The 22773-nt window shown below is 61.4% G+C and carries 25 protein-coding genes; all 25 read left to right on the top strand.

The window, feature by feature from the left end; genetic code table 11:
- The first annotated feature begins 6 nt into the window (after positions 1 to 6).
- The 25 genes from STHERM_RS04435 (at position 7) to fliN (ending at position 22766) form a co-directional block, all read left to right on the top strand.
- The gene (locus STHERM_RS04435; RefSeq protein WP_013313688.1) at positions 7 to 906 is read left to right on the top strand and encodes a tyrosine recombinase; all 900 of its coding nucleotides are present in this window, start codon (positions 7 to 9) and stop codon (positions 904 to 906) included.
- Positions 907 to 908: 2 nt separating this feature from the next.
- Positions 909 to 1622: a tetratricopeptide repeat protein gene (locus STHERM_RS04440; protein WP_013313689.1), complete on the top strand. Its 714-nt coding sequence runs from the start codon at positions 909 to 911 to the stop codon at positions 1620 to 1622.
- Entirely contained in the window at positions 1619 to 2641 is a 1023-nt protein-coding gene (dprA, locus tag STHERM_RS04445) for a DNA-processing protein DprA (RefSeq protein WP_013313690.1), read from the top strand. The genes STHERM_RS04440 and dprA overlap by 4 nt, the downstream gene beginning before the upstream one ends.
- Entirely contained in the window at positions 2638 to 4809 is a 2172-nt protein-coding gene (topA, locus tag STHERM_RS04450) for a type I DNA topoisomerase (RefSeq protein WP_013313691.1), read from the top strand. Before dprA ends, topA begins: the two co-directional genes overlap by 4 nt.
- 17 nt (positions 4810 to 4826) lie before the next feature.
- Entirely contained in the window at positions 4827 to 5744 is a 918-nt protein-coding gene (locus STHERM_RS04455) for a tyrosine recombinase (protein ID WP_237223360.1), read from the top strand.
- Entirely contained in the window at positions 5741 to 6277 is a 537-nt protein-coding gene (hslV, locus tag STHERM_RS04460) for an ATP-dependent protease subunit HslV (RefSeq protein ID WP_013313693.1), read from the top strand. The genes STHERM_RS04455 and hslV overlap by 4 nt, the downstream gene beginning before the upstream one ends.
- On the top strand, positions 6274 to 7620 hold the full coding sequence (gene hslU, locus STHERM_RS04465) for an ATP-dependent protease ATPase subunit HslU (protein ID WP_013313694.1): 1347 nt from the start codon (positions 6274 to 6276) through the stop codon (positions 7618 to 7620). The genes hslV and hslU overlap by 4 nt, the downstream gene beginning before the upstream one ends.
- 82 nt (positions 7621 to 7702) lie before the next feature.
- Positions 7703 to 8119 carry a flagellar basal body rod protein FlgB gene (gene flgB, locus STHERM_RS04470; RefSeq protein WP_013313695.1) on the top strand — a complete coding sequence of 139 codons (417 nt, stop codon included), beginning with the start codon at positions 7703 to 7705 and terminating at the stop codon, positions 8117 to 8119.
- An 11-nt stretch (positions 8120 to 8130) separates the two neighbouring features.
- Positions 8131 to 8589, top strand: a complete 459-nt coding sequence (gene flgC, locus STHERM_RS04475; RefSeq protein WP_013313696.1) for a flagellar basal body rod protein FlgC — start codon at positions 8131 to 8133, stop codon at positions 8587 to 8589.
- Between the two features lie 5 nt (positions 8590 to 8594).
- On the top strand, positions 8595 to 8921 hold the full coding sequence (gene fliE / locus STHERM_RS04480; RefSeq protein WP_013313697.1) for a flagellar hook-basal body complex protein FliE: 327 nt from the start codon (positions 8595 to 8597) through the stop codon (positions 8919 to 8921).
- Positions 8922 to 8954: 33 nt separating this feature from the next.
- On the top strand, positions 8955 to 10664 hold the full coding sequence (gene fliF, locus STHERM_RS04485) for a flagellar basal-body MS-ring/collar protein FliF (protein ID WP_013313698.1): 1710 nt from the start codon (positions 8955 to 8957) through the stop codon (positions 10662 to 10664).
- Between the two features lies 1 nt (position 10665).
- Positions 10666 to 11727 (top strand): flagellar motor switch protein FliG, encoded by a 1062-nt coding sequence (fliG, locus tag STHERM_RS04490; RefSeq protein ID WP_013313699.1) that lies wholly within the window; start codon positions 10666 to 10668, stop codon positions 11725 to 11727.
- 26 nt (positions 11728 to 11753) lie between these two features.
- Complete coding sequence (gene fliH, locus STHERM_RS04495) at positions 11754 to 12734, top strand: flagellar assembly protein FliH (protein WP_013313700.1); 981 nt, start codon at positions 11754 to 11756, stop codon at positions 12732 to 12734.
- Between the two features lie 3 nt (positions 12735 to 12737).
- Positions 12738 to 14084 carry a FliI/YscN family ATPase gene (locus STHERM_RS04500; protein ID WP_013313701.1) on the top strand — a complete coding sequence of 449 codons (1347 nt, stop codon included), beginning with the start codon at positions 12738 to 12740 and terminating at the stop codon, positions 14082 to 14084.
- Positions 14071 to 14529, top strand: coding sequence for a flagellar FliJ family protein (locus tag STHERM_RS04505; RefSeq protein ID WP_013313702.1), 459 nt, complete (start codon positions 14071 to 14073; stop codon positions 14527 to 14529). Before STHERM_RS04500 ends, STHERM_RS04505 begins: the two co-directional genes overlap by 14 nt.
- Positions 14522 to 15145 (top strand): periplasmic-type flagellar collar protein FlbB, encoded by a 624-nt coding sequence (locus tag STHERM_RS04510; protein WP_013313703.1) that lies wholly within the window; start codon positions 14522 to 14524, stop codon positions 15143 to 15145. Before STHERM_RS04505 ends, STHERM_RS04510 begins: the two co-directional genes overlap by 8 nt.
- Positions 15146 to 16477 carry a flagellar hook-length control protein FliK gene (locus STHERM_RS04515; RefSeq protein ID WP_013313704.1) on the top strand — a complete coding sequence of 444 codons (1332 nt, stop codon included), beginning with the start codon at positions 15146 to 15148 and terminating at the stop codon, positions 16475 to 16477.
- A 9-nt stretch (positions 16478 to 16486) separates the two neighbouring features.
- Complete coding sequence (gene flgD, locus STHERM_RS04520; protein ID WP_013313705.1) at positions 16487 to 16924, top strand: flagellar hook assembly protein FlgD; 438 nt, start codon at positions 16487 to 16489, stop codon at positions 16922 to 16924.
- 10 nt (positions 16925 to 16934) lie between these two features.
- Positions 16935 to 18323, top strand: a complete 1389-nt coding sequence (gene flgE / locus STHERM_RS04525) for a flagellar hook protein FlgE (RefSeq protein WP_013313706.1) — start codon at positions 16935 to 16937, stop codon at positions 18321 to 18323.
- Positions 18324 to 18343: 20 nt separating this feature from the next.
- A complete protein-coding gene (locus tag STHERM_RS04530; protein ID WP_013313707.1) occupies positions 18344 to 18541 on the top strand; it encodes a flagellar FlbD family protein in 198 nt (65 codons plus the stop codon).
- Between the two features lie 3 nt (positions 18542 to 18544).
- Positions 18545 to 19333, top strand: coding sequence for a motility protein A (locus STHERM_RS04535; protein WP_013313708.1), 789 nt, complete (start codon positions 18545 to 18547; stop codon positions 19331 to 19333).
- Position 19334: 1 nt separating this feature from the next.
- Complete coding sequence (motB, locus tag STHERM_RS04540) at positions 19335 to 20066, top strand: flagellar motor protein MotB (protein ID WP_013313709.1); 732 nt, start codon at positions 19335 to 19337, stop codon at positions 20064 to 20066.
- Positions 20067 to 20120: 54 nt separating this feature from the next.
- Positions 20121 to 20663 (top strand): flagellar basal body-associated FliL family protein, encoded by a 543-nt coding sequence (locus STHERM_RS04545; RefSeq protein ID WP_013313710.1) that lies wholly within the window; start codon positions 20121 to 20123, stop codon positions 20661 to 20663.
- A 28-nt stretch (positions 20664 to 20691) separates the two neighbouring features.
- Positions 20692 to 21717, top strand: a complete 1026-nt coding sequence (gene fliM / locus STHERM_RS04550) for a flagellar motor switch protein FliM (RefSeq protein WP_013313711.1) — start codon at positions 20692 to 20694, stop codon at positions 21715 to 21717.
- On the top strand, positions 21714 to 22766 hold the full coding sequence (gene fliN / locus STHERM_RS04555; RefSeq protein WP_013313712.1) for a flagellar motor switch protein FliN: 1053 nt from the start codon (positions 21714 to 21716) through the stop codon (positions 22764 to 22766). The genes fliM and fliN overlap by 4 nt, the downstream gene beginning before the upstream one ends.
- The last annotated feature ends 7 nt before the right edge of the window (positions 22767 to 22773 follow it).

Raw genomic sequence — 22773 nt, forward strand, 5'->3', positions numbered from 1 at the left:
AGGTCTATGACTACCGGGCATGAGCGCCTGCTGCGCCGATACCGGACGCATCTCGTTGCAGAGCTGGGGCGTTCGCGCCTCACCGAGGAGACGTATCTACCTCTCTGTGAACGGTTCTGCGCATGGTTGGAGTGCAGGGGATTGGAGGTGGGGACGGTCTCCCGCCGTACGTGTGAGGAGTTCATCGTCGACGAGCGGGGGGAGGGCAAGGAGACCCGCACGATCGCCAAGGAGATGAGCGCCCTCCGATCGTTCTTCAGGTTCCTTGTGCTCGAGGGAGTACGGCCCGACAACCCGCTCGAGGAGATGGATGCGCCCCGGATCTCGCGGACCCTGCCCCGCGTCCTCGAGGAAGAGGAGGTGGAGATCCTCCTCGAAGCGGTGGATACCGCCCCCCCCGAGGGGATGCGGGACAGATGCCTCCTGGAGGTGCTCTATTCCTGCGGGCTTCGGGTCTCCGAGGCGTGCGGACTCGACCTCCAGGACATCTTTCTCTCCGAGGGGTTCGTGAAGGTGCGGGGCAAGGGGGAGAAGGAGCGTCTCGTGCCCTTCGGAAAGGAGGCCGGGCACTGGATGAGGCGATACCTCTCCGAGGCGCGACCGGTCCTGGCGGCACGCCGTCCTGGCTCGCGGGAGCAGGCGGTCTTCCTCAACAGATGGGGACGACGTCTTTCGCGGAAGGGCGCCTGGATCCGACTCAAGAGGCTCGTCGCGGCCAGCGGGGTGGACGCAAAGCTCCATACGTTTCGACACACGTGCGCCACTCACCTCCTCCACGGAGGGGCGAATCTGAGGGAGGTGCAGGAGTTCCTTGGGCATGCCGATATCTCCACGACGCAGATCTACACCCATGTGGACGCCCGTCGCCTCGCATCCTACCATCACATGTACCACCCAAGGGGGTAGCCATGAGAGCTCGTGTCCTCCTCACTCTGGTGCCTCTGCTTCTCCTTGGAGGGTGCAGGAAGGACGATACCGAGGCCATGCTCGAGCGACTCCTCGTCTTCGAGCCCGAACCTGAGCAGACGAGGCAGGACCCCGAACGTATCGCCGAACTGAAGGAGGGTATAGAGAAGTACAGGCAGGTGGTCCAGGAGAAGGTCCGTGCCGCAGGACAGCTCGGGGTCTACTACAAGCTCCTGGCCGAGGCCTACATGCAGCAGGGTATGTTCGGTCTCGCGCTCGAGGCCCTTGAAGAGGCGATCACCATCTATCCCGAGAATCCGGTATTGTTTCAGATGGCGGGAATCTGCGCGGGCCGGATGGCGAAGGCCCAGATGGATCCCGTGGAGCGCGATCGGTATCTCCAACTCTCCGAGTCCTACTACCTCAGGGCCCTCGATCTCGACCCCAGGCTCAAGGAGAGCCTCTACGGGATCGCCATCCTCTATGTCTTCGAGATGGGGCGGCCGGAGGATGCGATTCCACATCTCAGGAAGCTCGTGGAAATCGATCCGGGCTGGATGGAGCCGCATTTCGTGCTCGCGAGGGCCTATGTGGAGGTGGGCAGGATAGAAGAGGCCAAGGAGGAGTACCGCTACGTGGTGGAACACGCCCGGGATCGTGAGATCAAGACGAGGGCCCAGGAGCATATCCTCCAGCTCTCAGGAGGCACGGAGTGAAGGTGAATCCGCTCGCCCTTGCAGTGGACCTGCTCCCCGCTCTCTCGGGGAAGGAGAAGGAGAAGCTCTTTGCCTCGCTCTCCTCTGTGGAGGAGTTCGCCCGTCTCACTCAGGGCGAGATAGAGAGGATGATCGGCAGGATCATACCTCGGGCCCGTCTTTCTCCGGCGGAGGCCCTGAAGGCCGCGGAGAAGGAGGTGCGGCTCTGCGAGGCGAAGGGTATCTCCGTGTGTCGGAGGGGGGAGCGGCTCTATCCTCCCCTGCTTGGAGAGACTTTTGACCCTCCCTTCCTTCTTTACTATATTGGAAATCTGGAGCCAAAGGAACCCCGTTTCTTCGTCTCGGTGGTGGGGACACGGCATCCCACCCTCGAGGGAAGCCGGGCGGCCTATCTTCTCGGGTGTGACGCGGTCCAGGAAGGGGGTGTGGTGGTCTCGGGGCTCGCGAGAGGTATAGACAGTGCAGCCCACAAGGGGGCGGTGGATGCGGGAGGTCCCACGTGGGCGGTGCTCGGATCGGGCCTGTGCGAGCTGTACCCTCGGCATCACCGACGCCTCGCCATCCGGATCGTAGAGGCGGGAGGAGCCCTGATCTCCGAGTATGCCCCCTCCGTACCGGCACGAAAGCACCACTTCCCGGAGCGGAACAGGATCATCGCGGGATGCACGAGGGGGACCGTGGTGGTGGAGGCACCGGCGCGTTCCGGCGCTCTCATCACCGCCCAGTACGCCCTGGACGAGGGGCGGGACGTCTTCGTCCACGGCGATCTCCTCTCCTCGCCTCAGGGAGAGGGGGTACGGGCCCTCGCCGACTCGGGGGCGAAGGCCGTAGGCGGGATTGCGGACATCCTGGAGGACTGGGGTATCCCTTCGCAGAGGGAGGCCCCGGCCGATGGGGGAGGGGGTTCCCGAGCCGAGGACCGGGGACGCCCCGGAGAGACCGTGGCCCGCCTCATGGAGGCGGAACTCGAGGGACACATCCTTCGACACGGTGGATCGATCATAAAGAGGAAGCCATGAAGAAAAAGCGTGACACGAACACCAGTCCTTACACCCTCCTCGTGGTGGAGTCTCCTGCAAAGGCGAAGACGATAGAGAAGTATCTGGGGAAGGGATACAAGGTGGAGGCGTCCAAGGGACACCTCATAGACCTGCCGAAGTCACGGCTCGCGGTGGACATAGAGGGCTCGTTCGAACCGGATTACATCGTGGTGAGGGGCAAGGCCCCGATCCTGAAGGCCCTGCAGGAGAAGGCCAACGCCTCCTCCAAGGTCCTCCTCGCCTCGGATAACGACAGGGAGGGGGAGGCCATCGCCTATCACATCAGGGATGCCCTCCTCAAGAAGAATCCGGATCTCGAGATAGGGCGGATCGTGTTCAACGAGATCACCCCCCAGGCGATACGGGAGGCCGTGGAGCACCCCCGGTCCATCGACATCCACAAGGTGGAAGCCCAGAAGGCGAGGCGGGTGCTCGACCGCCTGGTGGGATATCATCTCTCCCCCCTCCTCTGGAAGAAGGTGAAGAACGGCCTCTCCGCCGGACGGGTCCAGTCGGTGGCCCTCAGGCTCATCTGTGAACGAGAGCGGGAGGTGGAATCCTTCGTGCCGGAGGAATACTGGACCATCGCTGCCCGCGCCGTGGTGGGGCGTTCCTCACTCGACCTGGAGCTCGTGAGCTACAAAGGTGAGAAGCCCCAGATCAAGACGGAGGAGGAAGCCGGCAAGATTATAGCCCTCCTCCGGGAGCACCCCTGCAGAGTGAAGTCGCTCAAGGAGACGTCCCGGCAGGTGCGGCCCAAACCTCCCTTCACCACCTCCCAGCTCCAACAGGTGGCGGCGAACCGCCTCGGTTTCAGCTCACAGAAGACCATGCAGATCGCCCAACGTCTCTATGAAGGTGTGGACCTCGGTGGCACCCGCATCGGTCTCATCACCTACATGCGGACCGACTCCACGAGGGTGGCCGAATCGGCCCTCTCCATGGTGCGGAACTACATCCAGACCCATCATCCGGAGGCCCTTCCCGATGCACCCGTGCGCTATGCCCGGGGCAAGGGCGCCCAGGACGCCCACGAAGCCATCAGACCCACCGTGGTGGACTACACGCCCGATCACGTGAAACAGCATCTCTCCCGGGACGAGTGGCGCCTCTATTCCATCATCTGGGAACGGTTCGTCGCGTCCCAGATGAAACCCATGGTCACGAAGACCGTTACTGTGGAGTGTGAGGTGGGAGAAGGAATCCTCAGGGCGAGCGCCACACAGGTGGTGGAGCCGGGCTTCCTCTCCGTGCTTTCGGTCCTCAAACCGAAGGATACCAGCAAGAAGCTCCCTCCGCTCGAGGAGGGACAAGAGCTCACGATCGAGGAGTGGATCCCCTCGCAGCACTTCACCACCGGGCCGAGCAGGTACACCGACGCCACGATCGTGAAGGCCCTCGAGGAGCTGGGGATCGGCAGACCTTCCACCTACGCCCCCACCATCCAGGTGCTCTTCAACCGCTACTATGTGGTGAGGAAGGAGCGGCAGATCGTCCCCACCGAACTGGGAAAGGTGGTGAACGACATCCTGGTGCAATCGTTCCCCGACATCTTGGACGTGGATTTCACCGCCCGGATGGAGGCCCAGCTCGACGAGATCGAGGAGGGGAAGGTCGAGTGGGTGAGCATGATCCGGGAGTTCTTCGGGCCGTTCAAGGAGAAGGTGGACCATGTGATGGAACACCTCGAGTCGATCAAGGGCACGCTCGAGGAGGAGACCGGGGAGACCTGCGAGAAGTGTGGTCGTCCCATGGTGAAGAAGCTCGGTCGGTTCGGCTACTTCCTCGCCTGTTCCGGGTTCCCCGAGTGCAGGAACGCACGCCCCCTCCCCCTCGCCGACTGCCCCATGCCGGGGTGTGACGGGAAGATCGTGGAGCGGCGGGGAAGGAGGGGGAGACGGAGGGTCTTCTACGGATGTACGCGCTATCCCGAGTGTTCGTTCACCAGCCCCTATCCTCCCAGCGGGACCTCGTGTCCCATGTGCGGCTGGCCGCTCATGGAGAAGACCTCGAAGGAGGGGAGCGTGAAGCTTTGCGTGAATCCCTCGTGTAGCTATCTCCACGAACGGGAGGGGGAGGTGCCGGTGGTGATCGATGGGAGCGACACCTCCGAGCTGGAGATCTCCACCGTGGGGAGTGAGGAATGACCATGGAGGGAGGATCCGTGAGCACACTCCCACAGGAGACACTCATCGATCGGTTTCTCGCCCACCTCTCGCACATGAGGGGACTCTCGGAAGCCACCGTGAGATCGTACCGGAACGACCTGGTGAAGGTGGGGGCCTTCCTGGAGAAGCTGGGAACCGATCTGGTCTCCGCCACGCGCGAGGACATACGCCACTGCGTGGCGGAGTACACGCTCGCCCGTCAGGCCCCTTCCTCCATCAACCGCATGCTCTCCTCGCTCCGCAGCTGGTACCGATTCCTGAGGAAGGAAGGGGTGAGGAGCGACTCGCCCATGGAGGGGATCTCCTCGGTGAAGGCAGGGAAGCGGCTTCCCTCGTTTCTCTTCGAGGACGAGGTGGATCGTCTCCTCGACATAGAGGGGAGCGACTTCGCGAGCCTCAGGGACAGGGCCCTCCTCGAGGTCCTCTATTCCACCGGGTGCCGGGTGCAGGAGCTCGTCTCGCTCACCACAAGTGGTGTGCAGGTCTCCCGGGGGTGGTGTGTGGTGAAGGGGAAGGGTGGCAAGGAACGGCTCCTCTTCCTCGGCTTGGGTGCGCGCAAGGCCCTCGCCGCCTATCTCCCCCTTCGGCAGGCCCTCCTCGAGCGGATGGGGAGACGTGAGGAGGGGGCGCTCTTCGTGAACCAGAAGGGAAGCCCTCTCACGCCCAGGGGCGTGGCCTACATCATCGAACGGCGGGCCAGGGAGAAGGGACTGGAGAAGCGCATAAGCCCCCACGTCTTCAGGCACTCGTTCGCCACGCACGTCCTCTCGAGGGGGGCCGACCTCCGGGTGGTGCAGGAGATGTTGGGCCACGCGAGTCTCTCCACCACCCAGGTGTACACGCACTTGAGCCTTCCCGCCCTCAAGCGGATGTACCGGAAGGCGCACCCTCATGCGGAAAGGAGCGATTCATGAGCGAGGTGAAGAGCACCACGGTGATCGCGGTTCGGAGGAACGGCGTGGTGGCCATGGCGGGGGACGGCCAGGTGACCATGGGCACCACCATCATGAAGGGAAACGCTCGCAAGGTGAGGACCCTCTACGACGGGAGGGTCCTGGTGGGGTTCGCCGGTGCCACGGCCGACGCCTTCACCCTCTTCGAGCGGTTCGAGGGCAAGCTCAAGGAGTTCTCGGGGGACGTACTCCGGAGTGCGGTGGCCCTGGCCAAGGACTGGCGTACCGACAGGATGTTGCGGCGACTCGAGGCGCTGCTCCTCGTGGCCGACAGGGAGCGGATGCTCCTCCTCTCGGGCACGGGAGACGTGGTGGAACCTGAAGACGGGGTCCTCGCGATAGGATCGGGAGGGCCGTATGCCCATGCCGCGGCGAAGGCCCTGCTCGCCCACACCGACCTCTCCGCCAGGCGGATCGCCGAGGAGTCCTTGCGGATAGCCGCATCCATCTGCATCTATACCAACGAACAGATCATAGTGGAGGAGCTCTCATGAGTGAAGGGGTGAAGCGGAAGCTGGAGGACCTCACGCCCAGGCAGATCGTGGAGGAACTCGACAAGTACATCGTGGGTCAGGGGCAGGCCAAGAAGGTGGTGGCCATCGCCCTCCGCAACAGGTGGCGGCGGCAGCAGCTTCCCCCCGAGCTGCGGGACGAGATCGCACCAAAGAACATCATCATGATCGGTCCTACGGGCGTGGGGAAGACCGAGATTGCGCGGCGGATCTCCCGCCTCACCGGGGCACCCTTCCTCAAGGTGGAGGCCACGAAGTACACCGAGGTGGGGTACGTGGGGCGTGACGTGGAATCGATGATCAGGGACCTCATGAGCGTGGCGGTGGCCATGGTGAAATCGGAGATGCAGGAAGGAGTCCGGGAAGAGGCGGAACGGAGGGTGGAGGAACGCCTCCTCGACCTGCTCCTCCCCGGGAGCAGGACCGCCACCGGCGAGTCGGGTGTCTCGCCCGGTACGAGGGAGCGGTTCAGGGAGATGCTGAGGAAGGGGGAGCTCGACGACCGGATGGTGGAGGTGAGCGTGCGGCGCCCGCTCATGCCCTCCATTGAGGTCTTCTCCGGTACGGGATTCGAGGAGATAGGTATGAGTCTCGGCGGACTCGCCAATCTCTTCGGAGGGGAGAAGAGGAAGAGGGTGAAGGTGCGACAGGCGAAGGAGTTGCTCCTCGCCGAGGAGATGGAGCGGCTCATCGACACCGATCAGGTGGCGGAGATCGCCAGACAGCGGGTGGAGCAGATGGGTATCGTCTTCATCGACGAGATCGACAAGATCGCCGTGAAGGAAGGCAAGACGGGTGGGGTGGATGTGTCCCGTGAGGGTGTGCAACGGGATCTGCTTCCCATCATAGAGGGAGCCAAGGTGAATACGAGATACGGCATCGTGGATACCTCCCACATCCTCTTCATCGCTGCCGGGGCCTTCCACATGAGCAAACCGAGCGATCTGATCCCCGAACTCCAGGGTCGGTTTCCCCTTCGTGTGGAACTCGAGCCCCTCGCACGGGACGAGTTCTTCAAGATCCTCACCCAACCCCAGAACGCCCTCATCAAGCAGTACACCGAACTCCTCAAGACCGAGGGGGTGGAGATCTCTTTCACGCAGGAAGCGCTCGAGGAGATCGCCCGGATCGCCGAGGAGGTGAACACGCGTACCGAGAACATAGGAGCCCGTCGGCTGCACACCATCATGGAGGTGGTGTTGGAGGAGGTCTCGTTCGCAGGTCCCGAGATCCAGGGGCAGAAGATCACCATCACCGCCGACTATGTGAAAGAACGATTGGCGAAGGTGCTCGTCAATGAAGATATCACACGGTACATCCTCTAGGCATGGAGAAATCCGTAATCTCCACGGGGAGGCGACCGATAGGTAAAGAGAGGGAATCTCTCCAGTTCAGGGAGGCGCAGTGATGTTCATCGGCAACACGTTCGGAAAGACGCTCGATATCCTCCATCGTGAGATGGACGTGAACCTCATACGCCGGCAGATCATCGCGAACAATATCGCGAACGCCGACACCCCCAACTTCAAGCGGAGTGAGCTCAATTTCGAAAGCTCCCTCAAGAAGGCCCTGGAGTCCGAGAAGGTGAGGAAGCTGCCTGCCTTCATCACCGACCCACGGCACATCCCTTTCAACAGGCCGGTGGACTACCGTACGGTGCGGCCGAGGAAGATCCTCGATTTCTGGACGACCAGTAAGAACAACGGCAACAACGTGGACCTGGAGCAGGAGACCATGGACCTCCTCAACAACGAACTGCTCTACAATATGATGGTGCAGGCGGTCTCCCACCAGTTCTCCCAGGTCCAGCTGGTGCTCAGGTGAGGAGGTGAGGGATGGGGCTCTTTACACCGATCAACATAGCGGCCACGGGGCTCACGGCCCAGCGTCTCCGGATGGATGTGATCTCCAACAACATCGCGAACGCCACCACCACCCGCACCACCGAAGGGGGCCCCTTCAGACGGAGCAGAGTGGTCTTCAGACCACGGGTGGAGCAGCCCTACTGGCGGAGTCCGTTCCTCCCCAAGCCGCTCGACAACGGTCTCGGCAAGGGGGTGAGGGTGGTGAAGGTGGAGAAGGACTACGACGCGAAGACCAGACTCGTCTACGATCCCACCCATCCGGACGCCATCAAGTCGGGACCGCTCAAGGGCTATGTGGAGTATCCCAACGTGAACATCGTGAACGAGATGGTCGACCTCATCGACGCCTCGAGGGCTTACGAGGCGAACCTGGCCGTCGTGAACGGGTCGAAGACCATGTTCCTGAAAGCCTTGGAGATAGGGAGGTGAGTTAGATGCAGTTCCTGACAGAGACCACGGCCGTAGGACACAAGATCACCCTTCAGAAGGCTGATCCACGCCACTTCCAGGGCCACAAGCCCGAGGAAAAGCCTGTGGACCCGGACGATTTCTCCCGACTCCTCTTCGAGGCGCTCGACGGAGTGAACAGCCTTCAACAGAAGAGCGCACTCCTCAGCCAGCAGATGATCACGGATCCGGATTCCCTGGACCCGCACGACGTGACCATCGCCATGGCCAAGGCGAATCTCGCCCTCTCCATCACCAAGTCGGTGGTGGACAGGGCCGTACAAGCATACAGGGAGATCCTGTCGTTGCGCTGACGCGGATAGGATCTACCGTACCGGGAGGGGAACATGAATGAGTGGCTCAAGAACGTTCTGGAGCGCGTGAAGAACGCGTGGGGTAAGTGGTCGCTCGTCCAGAAGATCATCTTCATATCGATCGTGATGGTGCTCGTGGGAAGTCTCGTCTTCCTCGCGAGCCTGAGCGGTGCGCCCTCGATGGTTCCGCTCCTCAACAAGGCCATCACCGATCCACAGGTGCTCGAGGACATCACCACCCGCCTGGAGGAAGAGAACGTCCCCTACCAGGTGACGGCGGACAACCGTATCCTGGTCTCGGATGAGAAGACCGCACGCAGGATGCGGGCCATCCTCGTGCGGGAAGACCTCGTTCCCCGAGGGACCGATCCCTGGGAGCTCTTCGACATCGAGCGGTGGACCATCACCGACTTCGAACGAAACGTGAACCTGCGTAGGGCCATCACCAGGACCGTTGAGGAACACCTCAAGGCCCTGGACGACATCGATGATGCGAGTGTCACCCTGGTGCTGCCCGAGAAGGCTCTCTTCGCCGAGGATCAGGAACCGCCGAGCGCCTCCATCATCATCGTGCCCAAGCCGGGATCGGACATCACCAGTAATCGAAAGAAGATAGAGGGGATCGTGAAGCTGGTTCAGTTCGCCGTTGAGGGCCTCGATCCCGAAAACATCACGATCACCGATCAGCGGGGAGTGGTGCTCAACGACTTCGAAGGTATGGAGCAGTTCGATCGTCTCGAACTCGCCCGGAGGCAGCTGAAGACCAAGCAGGAACTCGAGAACGAGTACAAGAAGCGGATCCTCTCTGCCCTTGCTACGGTCTTTCGTCCGGACAGGGTCGAGATCGTGAACCTCGACATCGAGCTCGACATGAGCGACGTGGAGGTGAAGACCGAGGAACACTTCCCCATCACGATGAAACCCGACAACCCCAGGACGCCCTACGACGAGAGCGAGGTGGTGCCTTCCATCACCCTCTCCAAGGAGATCCAGGACGAGAAGTTCGAAGGCACGGGCTTCAACCCCGAAGGTCCTCCGGGACAGGAGGGCCAGACACCTCCCGCGTACAAGGATCTCGAAGGCCTGGTAGGAAAGTACTCCCGCAATTCGGTGATACAGAACGAGGTGGTGAACACGAGGAACATCACCGAACGGAAGGACCCATGGGAGATCAAGCGCATCAGCGTGGCCGTCGCACTCGACGGGGTGTGGAAGTGGGAGTATAATGAGAAGGGGGAGGTAGTCTTCAATCCGGATGGCTCCATCAAGCGGACGTACCTCCCTGTCTCGGACGAGGACATCAGGAAGGCTGAGGAGCTGATCAAAGCAGCGGTGGGCTACAAGAGGGAACGAGGAGACCTGATCACGGTGCAGCACATCCAGTTCGACAGGACGCTCCAGTTCGCCGAAGAGGATGCGGCGTTCCGGGCGAGACGCCAGCTCGAGAGGACTGTCTTCTATTCCCTCCTGGGTGTGGCCGCTCTTCTCGTGGCGTTCATCATCTTCAGGCTCATCGCGAGGGAGATGGAGAGGCGGCGGCGTCTCAAAGAGGAAGAGCTCGCCCGTCAGCATCAGGCCATGAGGGAGGCCGCCTTGCGGAGCGCGGAGGAAGAGGCCGCGGCCGTGGAGATGTCCGTGGAGGAGAGGGCCAGGATGGAGCTCCAGGAGCAGGCCATCAACATGGCACGGGAGCATCCGGAAGAGGTGGCCCAGCTCATACGAACCTGGTTGATGGAGGAATGACATGGGCAAGACCAAGACCGCAGCGCCCGCTTCCGGGCATCAGGTGAAGAAGCCGGGGGTGAAGAGAGAGCTCACCGGCCGGCAGAAAGCGGCCATCCTCCTGGTGACGCTGGGTTCGGAGCTCTCGGCGGAGATCTTCAAACACCTCAAGGAGGACGAGATAGAGAGCCTCACCTTCGAGATCGCCCGTCTCGAGACGATCGATTCGGAGGAACGGGACAAGGTCCTCATGGAGTTCCAGGAACTCATGATGGCCCAGGAGTTCATCATCACCGGCGGGGTCGACTACGCCCGCGAACTCCTCGAGAAGGCCCTCGGCACCCAGAAGGCGGTGGACATCATCAACAGGCTCACGAGCAGTCTCCAGGTGCGGCCCTTCGACTTCGTGCGGCGTACCGATCCCACACAGCTCCTCAACTTCATCCAGCAGGAGCACCCGCAGACCATCGCCCTCATCCTCTCCTACCTGGATCCCCAGAAGGCCTCGGTGATCCTCGCGAGCCTCGACCACGACATCCAGGCCGAGGTGGCGAAACGGATCGCCACCATGGACCGCACCTCACCCGAGGTCTTGCGCGAGGTGGAGCGGGTGCTCGAAAAGAAGCTTTCCACCTTGGCCTCCGAGGATTACACCATGGCCGGAGGGGTGGACGCCATCGTGGAGATCCTCAACATGGTGGATCGTTCCACCGAGAAGTCCATCATCGAGTCGCTCGAGGAGGAGGACCCTGAGCTCGCCGAGGAGATCAAGAAGAAGATGTTCGTCTTCGAGGACATCGTGCTCCTGGACGACAGGGCGATCCAGAAGGTGCTCCGCGAGGTGGACACGCAGGAGCTCGCCAAGGCCCTCAAGGCCGTGGATGCCGAGGTGCAGGACAAGATCTTCCGCAACATGTCCAAGCGTGCGGCGACCCTCCTCAAGGAGGACATGGAGTACATGGGGCCGATCCGTATGAGGGACGTCGAGGAGGCCCAGCAGAAGATCGTCTCCATCATCAGGAAGCTCGAGGAGCAGGGCGAGATCGTCATCGCGCGCGGCGGTGAGGATGAGATCGTGGTATAGGCCCCTAGACGAGGGAGGACAGACCGGTGGCCAAGTATATCTTCAAGGCAGGGGAGATCACCCCCCTCTCCACGAGGATCGTGCTCCCCTCACCCGAACCGGTACGGCGGGGGACACCTCCTCCGAAACACGCACAGAGAGAGGAGGAGCCGCATCTCCTTGAGACGGTGGAAGAGATGGAGACGGTGGAGGCGGAGGGAGAGGTGGTCGAGAAGGTGGATCTCGAACACCTGCACCGCCAAGAGGAGGAACTCCGGAAGCAGTGGGAGAAAGAACGGGAGGCCATCATCTCGGGGGCCAAGGTCGAGGCCGACCGCATCATCAAGGAGGCGGAACAGGTCGCCTTCGAGGAGGTGAAGAAGCGAAACGAGGAGGCTGCCCGGCTCAAGGAAGAGGCCTCGAAGGAGGCCGAACGTATCGTGACCGAGGCGCAGAAGCGGGTGGAGGACCTGGTTGCAGAGGCCCGGAAGAAGGCCGAGGAGATCGAGCAGGCCGCCTACGACAAGGGGTATGCCGAGGGAAGAGAGGAGGGGTTCCGCAGAGGTAAGGACGAGGTGGATCGTCTCATAGACAGGCTTCATCTGGTGATTTCCAAGGTGATCGAGGCGAGGCAACGGGTTCTCGCGGAGTCCGAGGCCCAGATCGTCCAGCTCGTGCTTCTCATCGCCCAGAAGGTGGTGAAGGTGCTCTCGGAGCATCAGAAAAACATCGTGATCAACAACGTGGTCCAGGCCCTCCGCAAGCTCAAGTCCAAGACCGACGTGGTCATCCGTGTGAACCTCGAGGACCTCGAGGTCACCTCGGCGCATCTCAAGGAGATCATAGAGAAGATAGAGCACGTGGGCAACGTGACGGTGATGGAAGACCATACGGTGGACAGGGGCGGATGTATCGTCGAGACCGACTTCGGACAGATAGATGCGAGAATCTCCACTCAACTCAAGCAGATAGAGGAGAAGATCCTGGAGACCGTTCCCATCGTCGAGAGGGAACGAATACAGGAGTAGTCCATGTTCGGAAAGTATCTGGCCCTGGTGGAAAAGACCGAGACGGTGAAATGCAGGGGGAGGGTGAAGGCCGTACAGGGTATGAGGATCGAGGGGCAGGGCCCCCTCGCAGTGGTGGGTGAACTCTGCCGCATCCATCCCCCGGACGATCCTGATGCCGGGATATGGGCCGAGGTGATAGGTCTCAAGGGATCGACCGTCTATCTCATGGGATACCGGGACCCTGAGGGGATCCAGGTGGGGGATGTGATAGAGGCGATGGGTGAGCCCCTCTCCATACGGGTCTCCGAAGGTCTTCTCGGCAGGGTACTCGATGCCCGCGGCATGCCCATAGACGACAAGGGGCCCCTCCCTCCAGGGATACGGTACCCGGTGCAGGGGGGTCCTCCGCACGTACTCAAGCGCAGACGCATAGAAGAGCAGATCGCCACGGGGATCAGGGCTCTCGACGGCCTCCTCCCCATAGGCAAGGGACAGCGTGTGGGTGTCTTCTCAGGGAGCGGGGTGGGAAAGTCGACCCTTCTGGGGATGGTCGCCCGCAACACCAACGCGGACGTGAACGTGATCGCCCTCATCGGCGAGCGGGGGAGGGAAGTCGCGGAGTTCATAGAGCACGATCTGGGAGAGGAGGGGCTGAAGCGCTCGGTCGTAGTGGTGTCCACTTCCGACACCCCTGCGGTGGCGCGCTATCGAGGGGCGTTCGTGGCGGTCGCCATAGCCGAGTACTTCCGGGATCAGGGGAAGGACGTCATGCTCCTCTTCGACTCCATCACCCGGTTCGCGAGGGCCCTCAGGGAGATGGGGCTCGCCCTGGGGGAGTCTCCTGCGACGAGGGGCTATCCCCCTTCGGTCTTTTCCACCCTCCCCAAGCTTCTCGAGCGATGTGGAACATCGGAGAAGGGGACCATCACCGGGTTCTTCTCGGTCCTCGTGGAGGGGGACGACATGGACGAGCCCGTCTCCGATGCCGTGCGTGGCATCCTCGACGGCCATGTGGTGCTCTCGAGGAGACTCGCCCAGCGGCAGCACTATCCTGCGATCGACGTCCTCTCATCGGTCTCGAGACTGGCTCCCAAGATCACCACCCCTCCTGTGAGGGATGCGGCGAGACGAGTCATGAGGTGGCTCGCCGCCTATCAGGAGACCGAAGACCTCATCAACGTAGGAGCCTACGCGAGGGGGAGCAACCCGGAGGTGGACAAGGCCATAGAGAAGCTGCCTGATATCAACGCCTTCCTGAGGCAGGAGATCGAGGAGCGGGCCCCTCTCGCCGAGACGATTCACCGCCTGTTTGACCTTGCGGAGATGGAGACCACGGAGGAGGAATCCGGCGACGATGAGACGGTTTAGGTTCCCTTTCGCCCGCATGCTCAGGTTGAGGGAACACGTGGAAGAGCAGAAGAAGGAAGCACTCGGAAAGGTGGTACAGGAACGACAGGAGGTGGACCAGGCGATCCGACACGTGGTGGCGGAGTCGGTCAGGGCCCTCCGTCAGGGGAGGGAGGGAGGGGGCCTCGATCTGTGGACGATGCAGGCAGCCGCCCTCTACCGGGAGAGGCTCGAGAGAGAGCGGGACGAGCTTCTCGCGAGGAGAGGTCGCCTGGAGGACGAGGAAGCCCGGGCCCGTGAAGAATTCCTCAAGGCTCGGGCCGAGACGCAGGTGTTCGAGCGTCTGAGGGACCGCTGTTTCCAGGCGTACCGGAAGGAGTGGATGAAAGAGGACCAGAAGGCCGTTGACGAAGCGGCAGGGATACAGTATGCCGCCACGCATGTGAGGGAGGATCACGATGCCTGAAAACTATACCCGTGTGGGGCCGGGTCTCCGTATCTTCGCCCTCGTCTTTCTCATCGTGTTGCTCCTCCTGGGAGGAGGGCTCTGGCTCACGTATCTCGGGGTGATAGACGTGAGGGAGCAACTCTCCCCGTTGCTCGATCTCATCGGGGTGAAACGCCCCCAGCCCGCCGCGGCCCTTCCGGGCATCACCCTCCTGGAGAGCGCCCGGATCGAGAAGGAACGGGAGGCCCTCAAACTCAAAGAGGCCGAGCTGGAAGAGTGGGAACGGCGTCTCGGAGAGCGGGAAGCGGAACTCGAGAGCATGTGGGAGGAGCTCCAGGAGAAGCAGAAGGCGTTGGAGGAGCAACAAAAATCGTTCAATGAACAGATGAAACAATACGAAAATAAAAGGGCCATCGTACGGCAGACGGCCCAGTACCTCATCAACATGCCGCCCGACCGCGCCGTGGAGATTCTTCTGAATATGGAGGACGATCAGGATGTCATCGATATCCTCTGGATGGTTGACGAAATCGCAGCGGAGACGGGAGAGGATTCGATCGTACCGTACTGGCTTTCTCTCATGCCGGCGGATCGTGCGGCCAGGCTTCAGCGCAAGATGGTGCGGAGGCCCTAGATGAAGGCCTTGCTCCTCTCCGAGGTCGACCTCTCCCCTCAGCCCTCCTCCCAGCAGACCAGGACTCCCGGAGGGCCGCGTTCGGATACCTTCGCCCGTATCCTGGAGGAGCACCTTGAGAGGGGGGAGGAGGGGGTGCGGGAAAGCCGTCCGACGGCCTCTTCCGAAGAGGGGGGGATCGATGAGGTGGATGAGAAATCTCCCTCTGCCGGGGAGATGAAAGCCCGAAAACCGAGGAAGGGAGAGGACCATGTCCGGAGTGAGGGGAGGGAGGAGCGGATGGGGGAGGATGTCCCGGTGGGCAAGAAAGGGGAGAAGCCCCCTGTACGCAAGGATGCGGCGAGAAACCGTGAAGTACCGATGGATCCTCGTTCCACGAAGGGGGAGAAGCCGAAGCAACCCGTGTCCCTTCGTCACAGCGCACTCCTGAAGGATGCCCCCGCTCCAGAGCGAGGTGATGAGAGCCGCAGCGGAGACAAGGGGCGCACGGAGAACACGAAGTCACCGCATGCCGATCGGGTCGCCTCCTCGTTCGTCTCCGTTGGACCACCATTCGCGGGCTCCTCCTCGGACAAGGCGTTGCCCCGATCGAAGGAAGGGGAAGACGTCCGTACCGAAGGGGCCGCCCCTGTGAAGGAGCCTCGGAGCATCAAGCCGATAGTCATAGAGGTGATCCGGGAACGAAGCGTGGCGGGGAAGGCCGAGGGGGAACCTTCCCCGAAAGCGCCTTCGAAGGCTGCACAGGAGGACCTCCGTGCCCTTTCCCGCGAACATCTCCCCTCGGGGGAGGACCCCATCCTCGATCCCCTTGTGTTCAGGGGTAAGGAGGGGGATTTCCAGCAGATCCGGACGCCCCAGAACCCCTCACCTTCCGATCTCTCGATCGTTCAGAGACAACTTCTTTCTTCGCTCAGGGAGGCCGGAAACGACGAGATCGTGCGCCAGGCGAGGCTCGTCCTTCGTGATCAGGAGAAGGGAGACATCCATCTGGTACTCCGACCGCCGAGCCTCGGACGCGTGCGTATCCACGTGGAAGTCACGGAGGGGAGGCTTTCGGGGAGGATCCTGGTGGAGAACATGGTGGTGAAGGAGGTCTTTCAGCAGAACCTCAACGACCTCCTTCAGCACTTCAAGTCCCAGGGCTTCCAGGTGGGGCAGTTTCTCGTGGACGTTGAGGGAGGGAACGGTTCCTTCTCCCCGCAGCGTGACCCGTCTTCCGAGGAGCCGGAGGCCGGCCCTGTGAGGGTGGTCGTTTCCCACGGAGTGCTTGAGCATGCGGTACCTGCTGCCGATGAGGTATATGAGACGACGACGATCAACCTTACCGTGTAGGAGACAGGTATGGATATCTCCCTTGTGATGAACGATGTGGAGAAGGCCAAGGTGGCCGCCCAGGTGGACGCCCTCAACAAGTCTCTCGCCGAGGGCAGGCAGGTGAAGCAGGAGCTCGGGAAGGACGATTTTCTCAAGCTGCTCGTCGCACAACTCACCCACCAGGACCCCACCCAGCCTCTCGAGGACAAGGAGTTCATCGCCCAGATGGCCCAGTTCTCCACACTGGAGCAGATGACCAACATGAGCCAGGAGTTCTCGAAACTCGCACTGAGGCTCCAGAGTTCCCAGGCGTTTTCTCTCCTGGGGAAGACGGTGGTGATCAAGAACGGGGGGCAGGAGATCTCCGGTGTGGTCGAGGAGGTGAGGGGGACGGAGTTCCCGCAGCTCCTGGTGAACGGGAGATATTTCGACATGAATCAGATAGAAAGCGTGAGGATGGAGTAGGAGGCAGACCATGATGCGATCCCTGTATGCCGGTGTGTCCGGACTTCAGAACCATCAGATCAGGATGGACGTGATCGGTAACAACATCTCGAACGTGAATACCACGGGATTCAAGAAGGGGAGGGTCAACTTTCATGACATGATCTCCCAGACGCTCTCCGGTGCAGCCCGCCCCACCGAGGAGGTGGGTGGGGTGAACCCCAAACAGGTGGGGCTCGGCATGACCATCGCGAGCATCGACACCATCCACACCCAGGGCTCCCTCCAGACCACCGGCGTGATGACCGATGTGGCCATCCAGGGTGAGGGCTTCTTCATCCTCCGAAAGGGTGACCGCAGTTTCTACACCAGGGCGGGGGTCTTCGGCCTCGACGAAGAGGGATACTTGGTGAATCCCGCCAACGGGCTGCGCGTCCAGGGGTGGAGGGCCGAGACCGTGAACGGACAGACCTTCATCAATACCACCGGATCCCTCCAGGACCTCATCATCCCGGTGGGGAGCAAGGACCCCGCCTCCGCCACTACGGAGGTCTTCCTCGCCTGTAACCTCGACAAGCGGCTCCCCGAGATTCCTCCCGGCGCCGGTCCCGAGACGGTGCGTGAAGGCACCTGGGTGGCCACCTACGACATCTATGACAGTTTCGGTAACCCGCATACCCTCAGGATCGAGTTCACCAAGGTGGTGGGTGAACCCAACCGGTGGCGTGCGACGGTCACGGTGGATCCCGATGCAGAGACGCCCACGAACACCCTGGTGGACGTGGGTGAGACCAATAATGCCACCAATACCTTCATCATTCAGTTCGACAATCTTGGGACGATTCAGTCCGTGGAGGACGAGGCGGGAGACGTCCTCGATGCGGGGGCTCTCCAGGTGCAGGTGGGGTTCGATGTGCCCGAGGCCACGATCCCGCCGGGTGAGGCGGCCGTACGGCAGACCTTCAACCTCAATCTCGGTCAGGTGGGGAGTGTGGTGGACGCCGTGACCCAGTTCGCGGAACGCAGCTCCACCAAGGTCTTCCGGCAGAACGGCTACACCATGGGGTATCTGGAAGGGTTCAAGATCGATCAGAATGGGGTCATCACCGGCGTCTACTCCAACGGTAACAACCGTCCGCTGGGTCAGATCGCGCTTGCCACGTTCGTGAACCCTGGCGGTCTCGAGAAGGAGGGTGAGACCATGTTCCGGGTCTCCCTCAACTCCGGGGATCCCAATGTGGGACCGCCGAACTTTGCGGGAAAGGGGAAGCTCATCGCAGGGGCGCTCGAGATGAGCAACGTGGACCTCGCCGAGGCCTTCACCGATATGATCGTGACGCAGAGGGGATTCCAGGCCAATTCCCGGACCATCACCACGTCCGACCAGATGCTCCAGGAGCTGCTGACGCTCAAGCGATAGCGTCGTAGAATAGGAGGGGTATGATCAAGGTCACGAAGCTCGACGGTACGGTCTTCTACGTGAATCCTCACCACATCGAGTACATCGAGCTCAATCCCGATACCACCCTCATCATGCTCTCGGGCAAGCGTCTGGTGGTCCGTGAGGACTACCAGACGATTTTCGATAGGATCATCGAATACCGCAGGAAGATCGGCCTGTTCTTCAACGAGGAGTGACGAATGGATCTGGGTACGATACTTGGCGTCGTCGTGGGACTCGGACTCGTGATCTTCGGTATTGTGGTGGCGGGGGTGCCACTCGGTGTGTACGTCGACATCGCCTCGGTCCTCATCGTGTTCGGCGGTTCCTTCGGAGCGATGCTCGTGGGGAACCCGCTCGCGCGGATGCTGGGGATCATGCAGTACGTCTCACATGCCCTCAACGTCCCCAACTGGCAGGAGGGGAGGGTGATCAACGACCTGGTGGCCTACGCCGAGCGGGCGAGGCGGGAGGGACTCCTCGCCCTCGAAGACAACCTCGACGAGATCGAGGACGAGTTCATGCGCAAAGGGCTCCAGCTGGTGGTGGACGGGATCGACCCCGAGATCATAAAAACCGTGCTCTACACCGAGCTCAACGAGATGCAGTCCCGGCACGAGGTGGGCGCCAAGATCTTCGACGACTGGTCCAAGATCGCGCCCGCCTTCGGGATGATAGGAACCCTCATCGGTCTCATCGCGATGCTCAAGAACCTCGCAGGCGGGGATACCTCTGCGATCGGGCAGGGAATGGCCACCGCCCTCATCACCACGCTCTACGGCTCGCTCTTCGCGAACCTCTTCCTCATACCACTCAAGAACAAGCTCATGGACAGGGACCGGGACGAGACCTTGGTGAGGGAGATCATGATAGAGGGGATCCTCTCCATCCAGGCAGGGGACAATCCCCGGGTCTTGCTCGAAAAACTCCTCTCGTTCCTACCACCAAAGGAGCGAGAGGCGGTCCGCCAGGAGGTGGGGAGGGACTGACATGGCGAAGGAGATGCAGAAAAAGAAGAAGTGTGACGAGGGGGCTCCCGACTACATGCTCACCTACGGTGACATGGTGACCCTCCTCCTCACCTTCTTCGTCATGATGTTCACCACTGCGACGATCGACGGATATCAGCTCAGACTCATCCTCTCCGCGTTCCCTGGGCTCGGGAGCCGGGAGGGAGGAAACACCCTCTCGGTGGGCCGTCTTGCCGAGCTCGGCAATACCGTGATGAGCCTTCCCTCCATGGAACGGGGGCGGGCCCTCGATCAGGCGAGGAAGAAGGCCATCTCGGCCTTCCAACCCGAGATACGGGCCAAGACCGTGCGGGTGAAGCAGGATGAGCGGGGGCTTGTGATCACCCTGGCGGCCGACGCCTTCTTCAGGAGTGCGAGTGCCGAGCTCAACATAGAGGCCGCCCGGGAGACCCTCATAAAACTCTCCAATCTCCTCACCTCCCCGGAGCTGGAGGGGAGGAAGATCCGCATAGAGGGCCACACGGACGATGTGCCCACCGATCCCGCGGGGCCGTGGCCCAGCAACTGGGAACTCTCCTCGGCGAGAGCCATCAACGTACTCCACTTTCTCTCCGACTACGGGGTGGACGAGAATCACTTCCAGGTGATGGGGCTCGCCGACACCGTACCCCTCGCAGACAACTCCACTCCCGAGGGGAGGGCCTACAACCGGAGGATCGACATAGTCATACTCTCGGAGGGACATCTGTAGAAAACCTTTTCAATTCTCTGATTTTCTGGTAGAATTTGAAGATAGGAGGGGAAGGTGAGCGACATCTTCGACGATGAAACGCAGGAACCCGGAGCCGTAGAGGCGGAATCGAAACAGGTGGGGTTCCTTCCCAGTATCGTGATCCAGATCCTCAAGTACGTGGCACTCGGGCTGCTCGCCACGGTCTTCGTGGTCACGGTGGTCATCATCACCTTGCGTGTCCTGAACGTCTCGAGCCAGTCACAGAATCCCCCCGAGATTTCGCCCGAGTACCAGGCCGCCCCTCCCGTGCTCGCGTGGTACGAGATAGGGGAGATACGGGCCCGGACTTCGGACGAGGCCCAGTACACCCTGCTCGCGGTCGTCTACCTGGGCTACAAGGTGAACGACAAGGCCCTTCAGACCGAACTCAACGAGCGGAGACCTTATCTGCGCGACCTCATCCGGAGGTTTTTCTCCTCCAAGCGGGCCGAGGAACTGCGCCCCCAGTACGAGGAGATGATAAAGGAAGAGCTCAAGGCCAAGATAAACGATGTCCTCACGAGCGGTATGGTGCAGGATATTGTATTCGATACCTTTACTCTGGTAGAATTCTAGAAGGGATGACGGGAGGAGGGGAACGTACATGACCGAGGTCCTCTCGCAGGAAGAAATAGATCAGCTTCTCTCGGCGATCTCTGCTGGGGAGATAGAAACGGAGGAAGTCCAGCGGATTCCCGAGCAGAGAAAGATAAAGATCTATGACTTCAAGCGGCCCGACAAGTTCTCGAAGGAGCAGATTCGTACCATCTCGATCATGCACGAGACCTTCGCCCGTCTCACGACCACCTCTCTGAGCGCCCAGTTGCGAAGCCTCGTCCAGGTCCACGTGGCCTCGGTCGATCAGCTCACCTATGAGGAGTTCATACGTTCCATCCCCAATCCCACCACGATAGGCATCATCAACATGGATCCCCTCAAGGGTTCCGCGATCCTCGAGATAGACCCCACCATCACCTATTCCATCATAGACAGGCTTTTCGGGGGACCGGGGGACGGCTCGGTGGTCCCCCGGGATCGAGACCTTTCCGACATCGAGACCACGGTGATGGAGGGGATCATGGTCCGCATCCTGGGGAACATGCGGGAGGCCTGGAGTCAGGTGATAGACCTGAGACCCAGACTCGGCCAGATCGATACCAACCCCCAGTTCGCCCAGATCGTTCCCCCCACGGAGATGGTGGTCCTGGTCACCCTCGAGACGAAGGTGGGGGACGTGGAGGGGATGATGAACTTCTGCATCCCCTACCTCACGATCGAGCCCATCATCTCCAAACTCTCGGCACAGTACTGGTATTCCTCGGTGAGAAAGGGCGGCACCACCGAGAACCTCGCGATCCTCAAGGAACGTATCTCCAGCGTCGAGGTGAACCTCGTGGTGGAGGTGGGTTCCATGAACCTGAAGATGCGGGACATCCTCAGCATTCAGAAGGGGGATGTCATCATGCTTCCCACGAGGGTGAAGGAGCCGCTCGTCCTCAAGATTGAGAACCGTCCCAAGTTCTACTGCAGGCCGGGGCGTGTCGGGAAAAAACTTGCAGTCCAGCTCGTGGAGAAGATCGAAGAGTCCCAGGAAGTCGAGGAGCTGACTGCGGAAGGAGAGGAACTATGAGTGATGGTTCCCTTACACAGGAAGAGATCGATGCCCTTCTCCAGGGAAGCGTGAACTTCTCGACGCCCGAGGGGGGGCCTGCCCCTTCGTTGTCCCCCGAGGAACTCCGGAAGTTCAGGGCGCTCCTGCAGAACACCGTGGCCTCGCAGGCGGCCAATCTCTCCATGCTCACGGGGAAACAGGTGGAGGTCCAGCCTCCGGAGGTGAAGGCGGTCCAGGCGGAGACCTTCATACGAGGGCTCCCGGAGCAGGTGGTGAAGGTGGACATACCGTTCACCGAGGGTACGAGAGCTGCTCACGGGTATGTGCTCGACAGGGAGGTGTCCACCCTCATCGCCGGCCTGCTCATGGGACAGGAGAACGTGGAGCTCACCGAGGCCGCCGTCTCCGCCCTTCAGGAGGGGCTTTCCCAGATGAACGGGCCCGTGGTCACCTCGCTGGGTGACGTGTCGGGGATGACCATCCTGACCGCCCCTGCGCAGGGAGCCGAATTTTCCAGGGATCAGTTGAATCTCGACGTCCCGGAGGTCGTGACGGCGGAATATCCGGTGGTCATCGACGGGGTTGGGCACAAGGTGATCGAATTCTTCGACGTCCCATTCGTGCGATCTCTGGTGAATCCCTCTCGACCTTCTCCCTCTCAACCTGCAAACCAGGCTTCTACTTCTGCACAGGGGGCTACCATGGCGCAGTCACAGGGACAACCAACGGTCTGGGGGCCGGGAGCCCCTCAGGTCCAGCAGGTGCAGTTTCCCTCGTTTCCGGAGGGGGCCCTTGGTCCCGAACAGCAGGCGAACATCTCGCTCCTCATGGATGTATACATGGAGCTCACGGTGGAGCTCGGGAGGACCAAGAAGATGGTGAAGGAAATCCTCGCCATGGGCGAGGGGACGATCATCGAGCTCGACAAACTGGCCGGTGAGCCGGTTGACATACTCGTGAATCACAAGCTCATTGCACGTGGTGAAGTGGTGGTCATAGACGAGAACTTCGGTGTGCGGGTCACGGAGATCATATCACCGCTGGAGCGTCTCAATGAGCTGACGTAGCGACTAC

The organism is Spirochaeta thermophila DSM 6192 (assembly GCF_000147075.1).
Lineage (GTDB): Bacteria > Spirochaetota > Spirochaetia > Winmispirales > Winmispiraceae > Winmispira > Winmispira thermophila_A.

Bases quoted from the DNA above. Each gene is read 5' to 3' on its own strand.
- STHERM_RS04435 (WP_013313688.1), top strand. From the start codon at position 7: ATGACTACCGGGCATGAGCGCCTGCTGCGCCGATACCGGACGCATCTC.
- STHERM_RS04440 (WP_013313689.1), top strand. From the start codon at position 909: ATGAGAGCTCGTGTCCTCCTCACTCTGGTGCCTCTGCTTCTCCTTGGA.
- topA (WP_013313691.1), top strand. From the start codon at position 2,638: ATGAAGAAAAAGCGTGACACGAACACCAGTCCTTACACCCTCCTCGTG.
- hslV (WP_013313693.1), top strand. From the start codon at position 5,741: ATGAGCGAGGTGAAGAGCACCACGGTGATCGCGGTTCGGAGGAACGGC.
- hslU (WP_013313694.1), top strand. From the start codon at position 6,274: ATGAGTGAAGGGGTGAAGCGGAAGCTGGAGGACCTCACGCCCAGGCAG.
- flgB (WP_013313695.1), top strand. From the start codon at position 7,703: ATGTTCATCGGCAACACGTTCGGAAAGACGCTCGATATCCTCCATCGT.
- flgC (WP_013313696.1), top strand. From the start codon at position 8,131: ATGGGGCTCTTTACACCGATCAACATAGCGGCCACGGGGCTCACGGCC.
- fliE (WP_013313697.1), top strand. From the start codon at position 8,595: ATGCAGTTCCTGACAGAGACCACGGCCGTAGGACACAAGATCACCCTT.
- fliF (WP_013313698.1), top strand. From the start codon at position 8,955: ATGAATGAGTGGCTCAAGAACGTTCTGGAGCGCGTGAAGAACGCGTGG.
- fliG (WP_013313699.1), top strand. From the start codon at position 10,666: ATGGGCAAGACCAAGACCGCAGCGCCCGCTTCCGGGCATCAGGTGAAG.
- STHERM_RS04500 (WP_013313701.1), top strand. From the start codon at position 12,738: ATGTTCGGAAAGTATCTGGCCCTGGTGGAAAAGACCGAGACGGTGAAA.
- STHERM_RS04505 (WP_013313702.1), top strand. From the start codon at position 14,071: ATGAGACGGTTTAGGTTCCCTTTCGCCCGCATGCTCAGGTTGAGGGAA.
- STHERM_RS04510 (WP_013313703.1), top strand. From the start codon at position 14,522: ATGCCTGAAAACTATACCCGTGTGGGGCCGGGTCTCCGTATCTTCGCC.
- STHERM_RS04515 (WP_013313704.1), top strand. From the start codon at position 15,146: ATGAAGGCCTTGCTCCTCTCCGAGGTCGACCTCTCCCCTCAGCCCTCC.
- flgD (WP_013313705.1), top strand. From the start codon at position 16,487: ATGGATATCTCCCTTGTGATGAACGATGTGGAGAAGGCCAAGGTGGCC.
- flgE (WP_013313706.1), top strand. From the start codon at position 16,935: ATGATGCGATCCCTGTATGCCGGTGTGTCCGGACTTCAGAACCATCAG.
- STHERM_RS04530 (WP_013313707.1), top strand. From the start codon at position 18,344: ATGATCAAGGTCACGAAGCTCGACGGTACGGTCTTCTACGTGAATCCT.
- STHERM_RS04535 (WP_013313708.1), top strand. From the start codon at position 18,545: ATGGATCTGGGTACGATACTTGGCGTCGTCGTGGGACTCGGACTCGTG.
- motB (WP_013313709.1), top strand. From the start codon at position 19,335: ATGGCGAAGGAGATGCAGAAAAAGAAGAAGTGTGACGAGGGGGCTCCC.
- fliM (WP_013313711.1), top strand. From the start codon at position 20,692: ATGACCGAGGTCCTCTCGCAGGAAGAAATAGATCAGCTTCTCTCGGCG.
- fliN (WP_013313712.1), top strand. From the start codon at position 21,714: ATGAGTGATGGTTCCCTTACACAGGAAGAGATCGATGCCCTTCTCCAG.